Origin of the sequence: Paenibacillus sp. Root52 (assembly GCF_001426865.1) — a bacterium.
Lineage (GTDB): Bacteria > Bacillota > Bacilli > Paenibacillales > Paenibacillaceae > Paenibacillus.
Window position 1 is genome coordinate 1 of the sequence record NZ_LMFO01000025.1, and the last position, 16,105, is coordinate 16,105.

Here is a 16,105-nt window from a genome sequence, read left to right on the forward strand (position 1 = left end):
GGAACTTAAAAAGGATGACCCCTGTAGAATACAGAGATCACCTTCTTCAAGCCATGTAGGTCTTTTTTAGAAATGTCCTTTACATAGGGTACAGTTTAAACTTGGATGGTTTTTTTTTACTCTACACTGATAATCGGTTGTTCAGTTCCCTCGGGAAATAATAAGATCTCACCAGCTCGAATAACATCTGCATCCTTAAGACCATTTAACTCGAGGAGCTGCCCAAGTGAAACACCAAATGCTTTACTTAATGCAAGTAACGTATCACCGTCTTCTGCGACATAATATGTAATATTATTCGAATTCAAATCTTGAACTAACCGAAGGCGCTTAGAAGCTTCAATCTTCTCATTCTTAGTAGTAGAGACTATATCTACACCAGAACCAGGCGTAACAGAGTTAGCGCTAACCGATGATTCGCTTGATGTTTCATTCCGAACAACCTTTTGAGATTGTATGGTCTGAAGCACCGCCTCTACATCTTCATCCGGCATATCTCCTAAATAATTGAGAACCTCTTCTTCTGTAATGTTAGAACCTGGCAAGACGATGATACGTGAAGAATTATTAGCCATACCGTCATTGGATTGATTAGGAACCGAAATAGTAGGTTCGGCAGCAACCCGCTGTGAAAAACTTGAACTCAAAATTTTTGAGGGTACATCAAGTGAAAAAAACAAAATGAAGAACAATCCCACCCCAACAATAATTATAACGGAAAGAATGTTTACATTCCGGAAACTATCAGGATGAGACCCCTTATGTGGGTAGCTTCCTTTCAGCATCGTTTCAAGTGGTTTGTAATTTTCTGAGATTAGTAAGTTCTCATTTGAAACGAAGGCAGGCTCTCCTACAATGTCGGATTCTTGATCAAGTAGAGCCGAATCTTTTTTTCGTTTAATCTTAATAAAAGACATTTTTATATTCACTCCTTTACCAATAATTATAACGAATACATAAACCGGTCACAAGATGAAAATATCGTAATTGTTCATTTAAATCGCTGATTATGCAGTGTTTTTGGTTTAATATAAATCATTTTTATATTGCGGTGGCAACAATACCTATTATTGAAACAATCAATCAAATTTAATCTCAACGATGATGATTAACCTTTTAAAAATTCATCTTGATATGTTTGCATAAATGGAGATGCGAAAGAGGGTCAAGCCCCATTTCGCCTATAGACAGTGTGCTTAATTTATAAATATGCATATATAATATGACACTAAAATAATTCTTAAAATATTGTATGCATAGTGTTATTGGAGTATAATTCCAAATAAATGAATGGATAATAATCGTTACAAATATAATCTAAACCTAAAAAAGGAAACATTAAATATGAAAAAATTAACGAGAGAACAATGTGGAGTTACATCAGGTGATATCATAACCATTCGCGGTACCGTTAAATTCGCGAAGATCGATAAACCTGTCGAAGGAAAAGCTCTTGATAGGTTGAATCAAAGAAGATTAAGTAAAGGTCTTCATGAAACGAAACCCTTCCGGAAGATCACGATTAAAAATCCCGTCGTTGTGGAAGGTGAGGGGACACCACTTGCAAAATTTTATGAGCAATATATGGTTGGTAAGCTAATCACACTTGAAACCAAGTCATTATTTCCTCCAACTTATAAACAAATCCAAAATGGTGAAGCAATCACGATCGAGGATCCACAAAAAAATCCTTCAATCGGACAAGAAATATCGCTTCAGATCTCAGCATTCCAATCAAAAGGATTTAATTATCTGGGATCTGGACTAAATACTATTATATTTCCGGAAGGTTCCATCCAGTTCTACGAAGCTGTACGTGCTGAAGATCACTTACCAGGATTCGGTTCAAAAGTAGATCTTCAGGTACATGTATCAGGAGTAAACACGAGAGGGTTAACAATTGCTCCAATCTTTGATCCAGATGAAACCGACATTGATGCGAGCAGCTCCCCATTTTATAGAGTTGTAGATCCATCGGTATCCGAAAGCCAATTGTCATCGAGTACTAACGAGATGAATGATAACGAGCCACTTACAGCAGTCAATACATCTGAATTAAAACATCTTAAAGGAAAATCTGCTGCTAAAGCAGCTATGAGTGCTGTTGACTCTCCCTTTGGGAAAGCTTTCATAATGCAAAATGCCGGCGATAATAAGAAACTTAGTCAATTCACATAATCAGTGAAGATGATATCGAGGAGAGACTACCGAGGGCATGTGCTTATCGGTTTTTTATAATGTTTTATTGAAGACTCTATTTGTGAATCTCTTTAGGGGGGTACCAACACATGAACACTTATCCATTAGTTCACCCGCTACTGTTTAGCCAAAATCCATTGATAACAAAATTATCACATGATCCTTTCTGGACTGTTTCCGACGATAAAAAGCGACCAGTAAACGCAAAAATTTTATTAGATACATACGAACTTTATAACGCCAAATTAGATGACAGTAGAGAGTGGCCACTTGTGACATTGCCCGAGTTGGATGCCGATAAAAATTTAGATGGTGTTAATAGGGCATACTGGCTTCGTGCTAGAGATAACCGAGTGATTGCGATCGATGTAGAACCCATTGCTCCCCAATGGATGAAGAATCAAATACTCAATTTTCCAGCACATTACACCGAATTATCTAAAAATGGGGGAGTTCATGCGCTAATACTTGTTCCTGAGAGCTTAATAAACGAACATAACCGTTACCTATTCGATGACCTCTCAGTATTTAAGGAGCCTGTGCCGAAGGATGAGAATGGTAAAGATATACGCCCAGCATTTTTTGAAATCCTATTGAATGATCACTACATTACATTTACGAAGCGCATGCTTGTAGAAAAGCCTTCTGCAGACTATGACGATCCGACGGATCGAGAAATACTTCAGTCTTTTTTAACTAAGATTCTAGAAATGGATCAGAAGAGAAAAGCTGATCGCGATTTGGTCAGACAATACCAAATAGGCATAGTAGAAAGCCAATTAAATGAGGACAAACAAGCGGAGATACGGAGCTTCTTAGAATTGGATATATTCGATAAGGCAAGAGAAAAAAGCATCGAGCGAAAAATACACGACTTTGCTGGAGATGAATCTAGATATGAAATGAGCGTGGCCAACGGCATTGCTTATTATGTAATTCAAAACCACAAGATTGCGATGGATACAGAAGAAAAAGAAATTGCGGAATCTCTTACTGAAAAAGATCTGACATATGCAATATACCTAATGCTGCAAGACGCTGTGCCACATCGAGCTAAACACGACCAGCAGCGGAATGGCATGCCTTGGTTGTTGTTTACCTCCAAGCGTGCTTATGAGTTTATCAAAAGCAAGAATGAACAACGAAAGAAGAATAAATCTACAACCCAACCCAAAATTACTTAATTTAAGCAAAAGGAGATTTTATCGTGCCAAGAAACATAAACACAAAGGACATTAATAGAATGTTCCCATTTGAATTTTTTAGTGAGCTGAATGATCAGCTAATCTCTTATTCAATGCTGAATTCTGCCTTTTTCTTAGGAATGCACATAAAGATGGATGAACTAAAAAAACGTGAGCTCTTTGAAAAAGACAGAATCAAAGCTCAAACCATCGGATTGAATGAAAATAATATACTAAGTGTCGAACCCCTTGGTGAACTACTCTTGTTAGAAACATGTTGTACACTACAAGAAAAAGAAGCCATCTTAAAGGGTGGGTTGCAGCGAAGCCAGGTTCCACTTTCTATTCTTGCAGTTCAACTTTATGATTCCTCGCATCTAGCTGTCTTTGCTTCAGATGTGACAGACGAAAGTATAGAGAGGATACCAGAGGTTCTATGGGATGATCCTAACTTATTAATTGCTATCGTCACACTCGGCGAAGAGGGGGCAAATCTAAGTATTCTTAAAGCCCCGCCTTCAGTGGAACAACTACTTGAACAAATACTACATGAAAATACAGATCTAGAGATGCAAAAAGACAATGAATAGAAGCAGATCTTACCCCATATTTCGCTGGCAATCACTCAAAAAGACGTTTAAGCATCGTGAGCTATATCAAGCTATTACTTTTCTTTTTGGATTGCAGCTATTTCCCATCGGCGTTACATTAGGTTCAATGTACCCTGGCTATACTACAATCATTACTGCAGCCACATCCTTAATTGGGTGTACGATACTTGCGCTTGCTCTTCGTGTCATTATCGGACGACAGAGAAGATACAATTATGTGAATAGAGTTCGGATCTTACCCATTCTAGGCGTGTTTATAGCCTGTCTAATCACGATAACAATAATGAATTACATTTATACCTTAATGGGTATCATCTATCCTTCACAGCCCAACCAGGTATCTTTAGATGCCATGTTCAATAGCTTTCCTTTCGTGATGATATTCATGATCACAATACTAGCACCAGTAATTGAAGAACTCGTATTTAGGGAATTACTACCTAATGCATTTGGTGCAAGCTATGCTAGCTTTATAGCAGCTAGTTTCATATTTGTCGTTATTCATAGTCCCTCAGGTATCATGGGATGGACATCTTATACCATAATGGCTGCAGGCTTCTTATACGCAAGACTCAGTCAAAGAAGCATATACGCCAGCATCGCCTTACATATTGTATGGAACACTGTTAGTGTTGTCTTATAAACTTACTAACTCTACGGTACCGTTGCAGATGATCAAGACCTGTCATAGCCTACCTATATAATCAAACTTCTCACTAGTGAGTAGGCTTGACCAATAAAATAAACAGAGGAGAATGCGTCGGAGAAGTACTCCGGCGCTTTTTCAGGTGGAGAATATAACCGTGTTCAGAAACAACAACACAAATACATAAATGAATTAATAAGGAGAAATCTATGATGAAAACAGCGTCTTTGCAAGGAAAACTAATTGAGCACGTCATTAATTACTCACCAGAATTCGAAAATGAAATGGACCCCATTGAAGTCATGGAAATGCTGGATCGGATGGTTTTAGAAATAAAGCAAAACCCTACTGAACAAACGATTCAACTTATCCGAGATGAACTAGATGTCTTTCAAATTATCACAGCGAAACAACCGCAAAATTCCATCGGATGGCTTACGAAACCCATGATCTATGAACGAAAAAAAATGAAACGATCCACGATCCAACGTATCCTACATCTGTTGAAGACTGGAGCCTATTGGCCAGATAAATATGTTCATAAACCCATCATTGAAAGTCATCACAGTATCACAATGCCGATTGAACTAAATCCGGAGTCATCCGTATATAACCAATTCCATGAAAGTGAAATTTCTAAACTCAAGTACTCCATTATCACACTAAAAGAGACCATTTTTCACCGATTACATGCGGACTGTGGAAGTATAGGTATATTTCAAAAACCAGATGGCGTAATTAATATGAATCTATTAAGCGCCTGGTTAGAAGATCAAAAAACACAAGATGAGTGTCGGTGGACTCAAAATCAACCGTTAGAAGTCCTAACACTTGATCAAGTAGTTAACACCGTTCTAGTGAAAATGGAAAATAGCGCATAGTTCGAAAAAGGGAGGTGCATCATGTACACCGTAGACAATATCAAAGATATGAAGTTGGAAACACAAATTGATGAAGCACCTGAAATAGTTGAGCAAATGAGTATGTTTGATGAAGCTCCAGACTTTAGGCTGCACTCGAAGTACAGAAAAGGAGTATTCCGAACACGGAAGGAGCTTGTAGACAGTCTGAAAGAAGAAGGTAGGGATAAAATCTATCATGTCCTGAGTTTCGGAGGGGGAACACAGTCTGCTCATCTCATGGAACAACATCTGCGTGGAGAAATACACTATGATTATATTGTGTTCTCGGACACTGGTGCTGAGCCACAGTTCATACATGAACAAGTTGCATGGTGGCAGCGTCGGCAGCAGCAGGTAGGCAACAAAACACCGTTTATCATTACCCACCATAATAAAATAACTGGTGGATTGGAAGAGATGCTCATGCTGTGGATACACACTGATTATCAGAGGTTCCAGATGCCGGTCTATTGTGCAACTCTAAATCGCACAACTGGCGCGATTAAACCAGCCGGTATGCTACCCAGACAGTGTACTGTGGATTTTAAGATCAATCCAGTAAAAAGAGCAGTTCGGCACGCTGTTTTAGAGAGACATGGCCTCAAAAGCAATCAAAAAATGCCTGAAAACATTGGGTTTGTCATTGATATCGGGTTCTCTTACGATGAGATTCGCCGAATAAACACCGATCAATCTCCACAGTATCAATACATTCGCTTAGCTTACCCTCTTGTAGAAGAGAATCTAACCACTGCAGATAGTATTCGTTTCCTCGAAGAAAATCATTTTCCAACTCGACGTTCTCGCTGCTACCTATGTCCATTTAACTGTGATGGTGATCGTGACATTGGAATGGATTGGGACGAAATTATAGAAATTGAGCCTCTATCGTTCCTCAAAGCATGCTGGTTTGATAACGAGATCCGTAGAGTGCAATTAACTGGAACAAAGGTTATGAATAGCGTTCCTTATCTACACTACAGCCGTCGCCCACTTCAAGAAGTATATGCAATCCAGTATGGACATTTGGCTGACCGTTATGCCAGCAGCCTAAATGATTGGATTAAAAGATGGCGTACTCAAATTGAGTGGAAATGGAAAAAAGAAATCGTTGCATAAGGTAATTTAAGCTCGAGTAGAGGAATTAATCGTCAGGTTAAATTAATTATTTTCTTAACTATCTAGATCAAACGATTTTTGAGTAAACATAGCTCTGAAAAAAACCGTTCACTACAAAAGGAGACTTAATATATGAGTAATACAAATGAAAAGTACTTGCCCGATAATATGAAAGCGCATACAGAAGGTGAGGAATTCTCTGCTGGTTTTACATATGTAATCGATATTTCTTCTGAAGGAGCCTTTGACTTAGCGAGGGTGAGAATTATCGAAAATGAAATACACTGGACAAATATTAGTTTGAACAGTGACCCTTCAAACACATACCAGGAAGATTCAAAAGATATGTCCGCTTTATCTCTTTATAGTAATTATGTCGACCATTGGGAAGAACAACAGACAACGATCTTTGGAACAAGCATGGTAGAGGACAAACTTACAGCAGATAATATTTTGTCACGCTACTACGAAATTTACGAGCTATGGGCTATAGGATCAGAAAAAGCGAGAGATGTTGTTGTCTTTGAGTCTGAAGAGTACAAGACGTACATCAAACAAGAAAATGAAAAATGACAATCAGAATGAATCAAAACACGATTTAAAAAACCGGATTATATTTTTTAGTGGAGGTATAGCTAGTTTCGCTACTGCGAACTGGGTCAAAGAAACATATCCCAACGACAATATAATCCTATATTTCACAGACACACTTTGGGAACATCCTGATCTCTATCGCTTCAATAGGGAAGTGTCGGACAAGCTGCAGCTCCCTCTTTTAACACATAGCTATGGTATTAACCCGATTCAGCTTATGTTTGAAAAACGTATGGTTTATAACAACATGATCGGCGATTGTTCGAAAGTATTAAAGATGAAAGTCGCACGAAACTTTTTGAAAAAAGGAATTAGACCGGTAAGCGAGAATTGGCGTAACCGTATCTATTTGAAAGAAGAGAACTTCACTGAAGATGCTGTATTGTATTTTGGTATTGGATTCGATGAGATGCATCGTGAGAAAGCAATTAGAAAGAACTGGTCTCCATTTCAAGTAGAAATGCCGCTAATTGAACATAACATCTGGCAAGATCAAGCACTAAAAAAATACAACATCAAACAACCAAAGCTCTACGATCTTGGATTCAGTCACAATAACTGTTTTGGTAGATGTGTTAAAGCCGGACAAGGACATTACAAGTTATTAAAGGAACAAATGCCAGCGGTTTTCAAAACATTGATGGAACAAGAACATCATTTGAATATCTATGTATCGGCCTATCGGTATATTATCGATGACAACGTACCAGAATGCGATAGGATACCACTAGACCTACGTGAACAAATGATCAAGGATCTCGATGATGCTTATCGTGACTATTTTTATGATAGAGCACCGAAACCAAAACTTTATATTCACCCTGGAAGTACCGCAAGCCTTCAATATTTCAATAGCGTTAAGCGATACAGCTTTATGAAAAGACAAGGCCAACCATTAGCAATTCGTGAATTACATTATGAGATAGAAAATAACATGCAGGTCGATTTATTCGACATTGGCGGTTGCGGATGTTTTGTTGAAGACATGGCACAATGAAATGACAAATAAGGAGAATCATTTATGTATACATCTAAAGAATTAATTGCAATGATCAATAAACAAAGAGAAACTCAGATTCAAACGTATGTAACTCACTATAAATCTTCATATAAATTAGACAAATCAGATAGCAACGATATTGCAGAAATTGTCCGATACGCACTAGACGGTAAAACGGATGAAGCGATTCGCTTGTTTGAAGAACTAGAAACCTATTCAAGAGAAATATTAGCTAATATCATCAATAAACAACATCAGAGTAATATGTTATTGGCTATTAATCGTATCAGCCATATTGAAATCGAAGGTGACCTGTACGAGATTGATTACGGAAAAAGAAAGGTTCCAGAGGTTGGGGATCTCATTGTCGGTAGAAGCGATTTTAGATACGATTGGCAATCTATGTCACTAGTTATTCAATATGGGAGAGTCATTGAGGTTTGGGAAAGCGGATTAGGTATAACTAAAGATGGGGGATTTGACCGAAGTCTCTTTATGGATGAAGCATTTGTACTTAATAAAGTTAACAAGGCCTAGTTATTCCTAGGCTCATACGTTAAAAGGGGTAGCCAACGGCTACCCTTTTTTTGTTCTTATCGATACCTATCGAGGCAGATGCTAAAACCAAATTATACCTGTATCAAATACCAATGTCAGGTATAATAAGAACATACGCACCCAGAAAGGATGTTCGAATGAACTACACGAGAAAAGATAAATTGTTAGAGATGTTCGAAACGAAAATCCCGCAGCACTACAACACAAATGATATCAGAGCAAGTCAAGTGCAGATGTCCATGGAGGTCGCTGCTTTTTTGCATCCTAAGCAGACTAAAAGGCTACTACTTGTAGAAGCCCCCGTTGGTACGGGGAAGTCTTTAGGCGCTCTTGTTCCATCTTTGATCGAGAGTACTACTGATACCTTCAAGCAACTACGGATAAGCTACGTAACTGCAACCATAAATCTACAAGGGCAATTAATGCAAAGCGAAGTTCCACTCCTACAAAGTCTTAAACTTCTTCGCACAGCAATTCTAGCCAAAGGTAAGACTCACTATTATTGTCACAATCAACTTACCAGCAAAGAGATAGTAGACAATAACCAAGAAATCTTTGATAACTTTCAACGATTTTTTAACGAAGGCTCAACAGGACAACGAGACGAATATGAGAGCATGTACGGTGAAATACCGAGCTATATCTGGGATCGAGTAAAATTAAGAGCAACGAAATCTGAGTGCGAAAGATGCAACCTCTCACAAAAATGCCCAACGAACCAACAACGTAAATCATTTAATATGAAAAACCATCTCGTAATTACAAACCATGAGCAGATGATTCGATCGGTATTAAACCGGTCTTCTGATCCGCCTACTTCACCTATTGTCCCGATTGATCCAGGTATTGTCATCATCGATGAAGCTCATCACTTTTTAGACAATTTCCTGAGTCAGATTGAAGAAAACATTAGCCTTCGTGAACTTAAAAAATTGATTCACGATAAGAAGTTCCCCACTCAGTCCCAAAAAAGCTGCAAAGAAATTATACTACAAATTGAACATGAACTTAGAAGCAGCTCACAAACCGTAGAATCACTTCAAGGCAGGTACCCACTTACAGAAACGCTTAAAGGACACTTCCACATGTTTATGAAGAGATTAAATGAAGCACTGCAACAAATCACTCTTCAAAGCATAAATGCCGGAGGATATAATTCATCAAACAACCAGTTGTCAGACAAACTAGAGGATAGTCTTAATTTAATCAGAGATCTTATCGATGAGGATAATTTTGTCCAATGGCTGTCTTATGAGGATTTTAGTTTCTCATTTATACCTGTTAATTTCCCTAGAGATTTTCGTAAAATGATGGATATGCTTATTAGTTATAATAAGGTCATCGTCATGTCTGGCACACTTACCAACGATGGATCATTCGCCAGCCTCATTGCTCAGTGGAGATTGAGAACGTTGGATGTCGTCGAAAAAGTTATTCCAGAATCATTTGTATATTCAAAACAAGCCTTGATTTACGTTCCAGAAGCTGTGATTGATCCTAGGAAACAAAATTCCCATTGGATTGAAGATCAAGTTAAACACTTGAATAGCTTGCTGCATATAACACATGGAAGATCACTGATCTTATCAACATCCAAGCAACATATGCAGGATATACATGCAGCACTTCAGTCCGTATGTGACGAACTCCAGGTTACGCTTCTTAAACAGGATCAAGGAGGGGTAGAGAAACTAACTGAGCTATTCAAGAAGGACGAGACAAGTGTTTTACTCGGTAGTGGTAGCTTCTTTTCCGGATTTTCTGTCCCGGGTACATCATTAGTATCGGTTACATTCTCTCGTTTGCCATTCCCGGTGCCGGATGATCCTTATTTAAAACTAATCGGGCAAGGACTTGAAGACAGTTTTATGGAAGATGTCTTATTTCCGAAAATGATGATTCAGCTTAATCAAGGAGCTGGACGATTAATAAGAGACATCCTGGATTATGGGATCATAACTATTCTAGATCCCAGAGTGTTTACTACAGAGTACGGTAAACTAATCCGTTCCGATTTCGAAAGAAAAGGGTATGCCTTCACACGATCCATCAAAGAAGTACAGAATTTTTATGAGAGGAAACTTGAATTAGGTTCTGAAGCCAATTATGTTCCCTATTCGCAAGAAAAGATTAGTGTTGCAGCCATTCTAGAGGAAGAAATTGTTGTTCGTAAAGCTGTAGAAGAAATTGAGGTAGTAAAGAAAAAGTCATACCGGAAAATCAAGACTACACCAGAGCAGCACGACTTCGCGCTAAAAATCTGTAAAGAACGTGGTGTTACTCTACCAGCCAAGTTAAAGAATGGCGAGGATGTATACAAATATCTTGTAGATTTGTATTTTCAAAAATATGAGAGTTTTGCACGAGTCCGTGAACAATTTCCCTTTAAGAATGAAAGGCAACAAACTGAACTAGACACATACACTGGAGAAGGTACACAAACTTATCATTCAAAAAAATGTACAGATCCAGCCTTTGGTTGTTCAGGACAATGCAATCAGGATACCAAAGATGAAATAAGAAATTCGATTGAAGCAGCCGGAGGAGAATTGTCGAAATTATTTGATGGGAATGGCCATTGTTGGTTGCAAATTAAACCCTATCACAAAAATGATGAAATCCTCATGAGATGTGCCAGTTATAAAAATGCTTAAACAAAAAAAGCTCCTATAGGGAGCTTTTTTTGTTTAGCTTGCCATTGAGTATAGAAACAACACAATACAAAGTAGATGGGTAATGATAGCACACAAATATAGAATTTGTTCAGCTACACCACCAGTTTCGTAAGCAAATGTTGTACTTCGACCAGCCTTTACTACTTTTCCGTTAGAATGACTGACATACTTCCCCATCAGGGGATAAAACCAACAAATACCATGAATACTCCAGGTATCTTGTAGGATATGAAATGTATATCCTATGGTGAGAGCAGCGAGGTATATTGACTCAAAGATCCAGGAGATTGAACCGAGCAAAATAACAAACCAGATCGTATGCGTCACCTTACGATGAGGTATGATCCGACTTACTATTCCGAAATAATGGCCAAGCGACGAATCTTCAGAATCGATATCCGGTAACAGTGTACCCAGTGTAAAAGATAATAAAATCAGTACCGTTGAAAAAGAACTATTTGAAGTGGCGTGTAGTATATAGAGTGCGGCACACAGACCAACCACATAAATCATAATCATTTTTTTTCGACCGAACTGAAGGAGTAAGAATGCAAAAAAAGTTACCGAGAATAGGGTCAATATATATTCATTCAAGGTAGTAGGTAATTGAAGTAAGTGTCCGAACATTTCAACATCCTGTAATAACTTAATCTGTGAACTAGAGGCTACATATGTATAACCAATCAGTCCCAAGTGGAGCGCAGCCAAAGATCCAACAACATGCGTTTTCCCCCTCATAACAGCCACCTCATAATCTATTTCTCTTTTTCTATACCCCGCTGTGCGGTGGCCAAGATATAATCTCGTTGACCATCCGTGTCGTCAGCAACCACAGTCCGATGTATTGCTATAAGATCTGCAAGCAATATATTTGTGATTTTCGTTTCTCTTGCGAGTTCGTCGACTTTATGTAAGAGACGTTCTGAAAGATTGATTTGCTTATTGATTGCATTTAATTGATTAACAGAGATGTTCATTTGACCTTTCATCACTTGCTGGAATAATGCTGTTTGTTTATGCATGTTTTTTATGATTAATGGGAATTGTGCGATGAGCTGCTGCTGTTCAGCAAAACCTATAAGACCCCCAGGCTTTCTTTCCGGTATACTTCCCACAATTAGTTCACTCCTTCTTACATCAAGTCAGGAATTTTGCGATGAATAAGAACTGGGTGATCCCCTAAATCGTCGTGTGTAACCAAAGCCGGGTAGTCATCAGCAGCTAAAATATTTACGCCATCGAAATATGGAAGAATTGGAATTCCCAAGTACACCATTCCACTCACCAAGCATAAGTTCTGATGTTTAGGTGAGCCGTTCGTGAACAGAGGATGACGAGACCGAAAACGCAGTGTTTTTTTTCTTGAGTTCGTATCTTGGATGCGATCAATGATTTTGTAAGCTTGGGGAAATCGAGAAACCCCAAATGCAGTAGCAAGCAACTTCACTAGATTTACAAGTGTAATATCAACTACTTCGGCATCGGGGAAATGTCTTTCCTCGTAAACTGATAGAACATTGATCCCATCACCTTGCTTTAAATAATCTAGTAGAGGTTTTTCTAACACAGCGTACATTGAAAATGATTGAAGTTTATTATCGGTGACCGTAATAGCATTCACATTCCTTTCATTTATATTGTGACATCATTGAGAAAATAATTAATTTCATGATCAATATTATCATAAATGTACTTTGTTTAACATCAAAACATCTGAGTGTACAGAATTTTATTGTTAATATATGAAATTTAACTATGAATTATGTGATTCATATGCAGGTGTTAAGTGTAGAGCGTTTACGATTGAATAAAGGCCGTGTGGCTCCGCTGTACGTACGTGCGAAACCACCAATATAGTAAGTGAGATCCTTGGCGCTTTAAAATTATAGCGATATTCCTCCCTACCCCAGCAGCGGCAGGGAGCTTGGAGAACATAAAGAGTTTAGGTTTACCAAAAGAGAAAATATCCTGCCTTTGTTGTACTCAAAAGGAAAAAGACGTTCACAGAAACTCTGTGAACGTCTTTTTTAATAAGATAAGGAGAACTATTATCATGAATTTTGAAAGAATGGCCATACGGAGGATGAGAAATTGGTTCCGTAGAAATAGTGTATTTCGCACAGGACGTGGTGCAATAGTTAACGTTATTGAACATGACTCACGACGGATTTACTTCAAAAGTCAAAATGGAAGAATGGTGAATACCATTGAATTATCCAAACTGAAGGCTGCCATTCATGATTTGTTCATTCGTCGCACTATAACTCGTAAGCAGCTCGAAGTATTCTCTAATTTTTCTTCGGCATTACTGGGATTACTAAGGAGCATTTTTAAAGGGATGTCTAAATTAACATCTGGATCTAAGGGATTTCGATTAACCTTGATCGGTGTTCGCTTTTATTTTTCCGGTTGCGACCGTGCAGTAAGGGATTTAGAAGTAGCAAAAGAAAATGGTGCAAAGTTCGTCCTGATGTCTTACTACTATCTAAGAGATGACCGCAATCTCAACTGTAAAAAGCATGTTACACGTTTAGGCCTTAAGCTTATGTTAGACTCCGGTGCATTCACAATCTGGAAACAGCGTGCTGCCGGAAAAGATATTAAAGAAATTGATGTTCGTGACTATGCAGAATTTGTATTACAGAATCAAGACGTCATCCATTCGTATATCACGCTCGATGTTGTTGGTGATCCTGAAGCTACAATTGCCAACGATGCATATCTTCGTAGTGTGGGACTTAGTCCGGTTCCTGTGTTTCCAGCAGTGGGAGATCTCCAGGAGCTGAAAATAATAATTGAACAAGATCATGATATTATTGCCATCGGAGCTACAGTAGGTATGAGTGAATCTGAAAAGCGGATTCTGTTCGAAAAAATCTTTACTGCATATCCTGAAGAACGATTTCATTGGCTAGGTGGATCATCTTCACTTATCCAAACATTCCCATGGTTTTCTGCAGATTCCTCCACCTGGTTGTCCGGACGTAAATATGGAAAGGTGCTGAATGAGGATTTAAAGACAATAAAGGCTCCAGAGTCCATGAATGCCATTGAATCTTTAGCACACAACGTCCGGATTCTCGCGAGACTTGAAAGTAAGTACATACATGACATAGAAACCCGAGAGGAAACGATTTTCCCATCTACGTATTCCGTGTAACGAATCACCAGCCAAGAATTGCATTAAATCCTTCTCCAATTGTTTAGTATGATTCGCACCTTTGTCTGCTCTTCGATAGCTTTTTCAATAGCGTATCCAAGAACCATGCTTAACGTAATGTATTCGTTGGGGCTCTTCGCGTTGATTTGGTTCGCTAGTCTCCGGATCTGTTCATTTGTCGCTTCATCCAGGTTATGCCTTAACAACTGAGCTACAATCTCGTACATTATTTTTTCTTGTTTTAGCACTTCAGTGATAATGGACGCTGCAGCGCCCTGCACAGATAAATCCATCGCATAAGCTAATTCGGATATTAGTTCATGATCGGTAGTACGTAGTCGCATAGTCAAACGCTTTTTGGGTTTTCCAAACAAAACATATGCTTCGTTATCTAGATGACCGATCAAAAATCGATTTGTTTTGTATGTTAAATTACGACGTAAATGCGCTTGGAAAATATTTACGACTTCATCCTTCTCATAACCCTTAATCGTCAAGGCTTCGCCGATCGTTTTCATAGGTAATTCGCATAAATAGCTAAGCATAAATATTTTCTCGTATTGAGCTGCTGTTAATGGGGCTGCTATTGCTCTCTTTTTATCAACTCTTATTTTCCTTCCCTCGACGGTCAAAATCATCCCTCCCGCTTAGGTTATGTCTGCAACATTGTTTACGTGTTGCTAGGTTATTTTAATTTTATGTTGCTCGCAGTGATCTATGACAAGTATGTATGTAGGGAAAATCCTTTGGCGATACTGAGAGTAGAGGTGATGAAGATGAAGGACAAAAATATTGATTCCGGATCTCGGCTGGCTCAAGAGATATTAAATTTTGCAAAAAAAAATAACATGAAGATAAGAAAAAAAAGAATCTCCCCAACAAATCAGTCAAAAGGTCTTCAGAAGAATACGACAAGTTGAATGATATATTGAGGTATTGTCACGTTCATGCGTACTAATAATCCATGTAAAAAGACAACTCTCACAATTGAATTTAATGACTGAAAGAACCACAAAGTCATCTAAAAAGACAAGTTTTCGTCTTCTTGACGATCACTGATCTTTTCTTGAAAACAGCATCAAGTTAATATTAACGAATACAAAAGTTCAAGTTAGGTATCATGAATCGTTAGGCAAAACTCAAATACTCCAAATCTTAAAATTTTTGAATCATTAAAGTACGTATAATCTCGTGGCAGCATGTATATAATGGTTGTATAAAAGCTGCTAACAAAGAGGGTGCCCTTTAGAGGAGGGGCGCCCTCTTTGTTTTTTTAAGCATTTTTAAACGCTCTTTTAGGACTTGAGTTGCGATTTAATAATGAGTCGTCTGTGATAAAAGTTCTATATATTAGTATATTACTACTATAAAATGTCTTGGATATATAGTTAATAAGTAATATAATATGTTGTGCATTCAGCATTATTGAAAAATAATATATAATTAATATCTATAAT

General features: G+C 38.1%; 16 protein-coding genes. 11 read left to right on the forward strand and 5 right to left on the reverse strand.

Features of this window, described 5'->3' with window-relative positions; translation table 11 throughout:
* Positions 1-116 precede the first annotated feature (116 nt).
* A complete protein-coding gene (locus ASD24_RS20870) occupies positions 117-917 on the reverse strand; it encodes a LysM peptidoglycan-binding domain-containing protein (RefSeq protein ID WP_056700074.1) in 801 nt (266 codons plus the stop codon).
* Between the two features lie 373 nt (positions 918-1,290).
* On the opposite strand from ASD24_RS20870, the gene ASD24_RS20875 reads away from it, so the two are divergent.
* The 10 genes from ASD24_RS20875 to ASD24_RS20920 all read left to right on the forward strand — a co-directional run bounded on the left by ASD24_RS20875 (position 1,291) and on the right by ASD24_RS20920 (position 11,467).
* Complete coding sequence (locus ASD24_RS20875; protein ID WP_235540734.1) at positions 1,291-2,178, forward strand: hypothetical protein; 888 nt, start codon at positions 1,291-1,293, stop codon at positions 2,176-2,178.
* A 110-nt stretch (positions 2,179-2,288) separates the two neighbouring features.
* A complete protein-coding gene (locus ASD24_RS20880; protein ID WP_056700079.1) occupies positions 2,289-3,383 on the forward strand; it encodes a hypothetical protein in 1,095 nt (364 codons plus the stop codon).
* A gap of 23 nt (positions 3,384-3,406) precedes the next feature.
* A complete protein-coding gene (locus ASD24_RS20885; RefSeq protein WP_056700082.1) occupies positions 3,407-3,973 on the forward strand; it encodes a hypothetical protein in 567 nt (188 codons plus the stop codon).
* 397 nt (positions 3,974-4,370) lie between these two features.
* Entirely contained in the window at positions 4,371-4,637 is a 267-nt protein-coding gene (locus tag ASD24_RS31535; RefSeq protein ID WP_442952602.1) for a CPBP family intramembrane glutamic endopeptidase, read from the forward strand.
* Between the two features lie 212 nt (positions 4,638-4,849).
* Positions 4,850-5,521 (forward strand): hypothetical protein, encoded by a 672-nt coding sequence (locus ASD24_RS20895; protein WP_162248962.1) that lies wholly within the window; start codon positions 4,850-4,852, stop codon positions 5,519-5,521.
* 21 nt (positions 5,522-5,542) lie between these two features.
* Positions 5,543-6,661 carry a hypothetical protein gene (locus tag ASD24_RS20900; RefSeq protein WP_156395515.1) on the forward strand — a complete coding sequence of 373 codons (1,119 nt, stop codon included), beginning with the start codon at positions 5,543-5,545 and terminating at the stop codon, positions 6,659-6,661.
* Between the two features lie 132 nt (positions 6,662-6,793).
* On the forward strand, positions 6,794-7,234 hold the full coding sequence (locus ASD24_RS20905) for a hypothetical protein (protein WP_056700090.1): 441 nt from the start codon (positions 6,794-6,796) through the stop codon (positions 7,232-7,234).
* Complete coding sequence (locus ASD24_RS20910; RefSeq protein WP_056700094.1) at positions 7,224-8,252, forward strand: phosphoadenosine phosphosulfate reductase domain-containing protein; 1,029 nt, start codon at positions 7,224-7,226, stop codon at positions 8,250-8,252. The genes ASD24_RS20905 and ASD24_RS20910 overlap by 11 nt, the downstream gene beginning before the upstream one ends.
* Before the next feature lie 24 nt (positions 8,253-8,276).
* The gene (locus tag ASD24_RS20915; protein ID WP_056700101.1) at positions 8,277-8,792 is read left to right on the forward strand and encodes a hypothetical protein; all 516 of its coding nucleotides are present in this window, start codon (positions 8,277-8,279) and stop codon (positions 8,790-8,792) included.
* 158 nt (positions 8,793-8,950) lie between these two features.
* Complete coding sequence (locus tag ASD24_RS20920) at positions 8,951-11,467, forward strand: ATP-dependent DNA helicase (protein ID WP_056700103.1); 2,517 nt, start codon at positions 8,951-8,953, stop codon at positions 11,465-11,467.
* A 33-nt stretch (positions 11,468-11,500) separates the two neighbouring features.
* On the opposite strand, the gene ASD24_RS20925 is transcribed toward ASD24_RS20920, so the two are convergent.
* Genes ASD24_RS20925 through ASD24_RS20935 form a run of 3 tightly spaced genes read right to left on the reverse strand, consistent with a single transcriptional unit; the run spans position 11,501 to position 13,109 of the window.
* On the reverse strand, positions 11,501-12,226 hold the full coding sequence (locus ASD24_RS20925; RefSeq protein ID WP_056700105.1) for a metal-dependent hydrolase: 726 nt from the start codon (positions 12,224-12,226) through the stop codon (positions 11,501-11,503).
* A gap of 17 nt (positions 12,227-12,243) precedes the next feature.
* Positions 12,244-12,603, reverse strand: coding sequence for a hypothetical protein (locus ASD24_RS20930; protein WP_056700108.1), 360 nt, complete (start codon positions 12,601-12,603; stop codon positions 12,244-12,246).
* Positions 12,604-12,620: 17 nt separating this feature from the next.
* Entirely contained in the window at positions 12,621-13,109 is a 489-nt protein-coding gene (locus ASD24_RS20935; protein ID WP_056700111.1) for a hypothetical protein, read from the reverse strand.
* Positions 13,110-13,541: 432 nt separating this feature from the next.
* On the opposite strand from ASD24_RS20935, the gene ASD24_RS20940 reads away from it, so the two are divergent.
* Positions 13,542-14,648 (forward strand): hypothetical protein, encoded by a 1,107-nt coding sequence (locus ASD24_RS20940; RefSeq protein ID WP_056700115.1) that lies wholly within the window; start codon positions 13,542-13,544, stop codon positions 14,646-14,648.
* 23 nt (positions 14,649-14,671) lie between these two features.
* On the opposite strand, the gene ASD24_RS20945 is transcribed toward ASD24_RS20940, so the two are convergent.
* Entirely contained in the window at positions 14,672-15,166 is a 495-nt protein-coding gene (locus tag ASD24_RS20945; RefSeq protein WP_156395517.1) for a hypothetical protein, read from the reverse strand.
* Between the last annotated feature and the right edge of the window lie 939 nt (positions 15,167-16,105).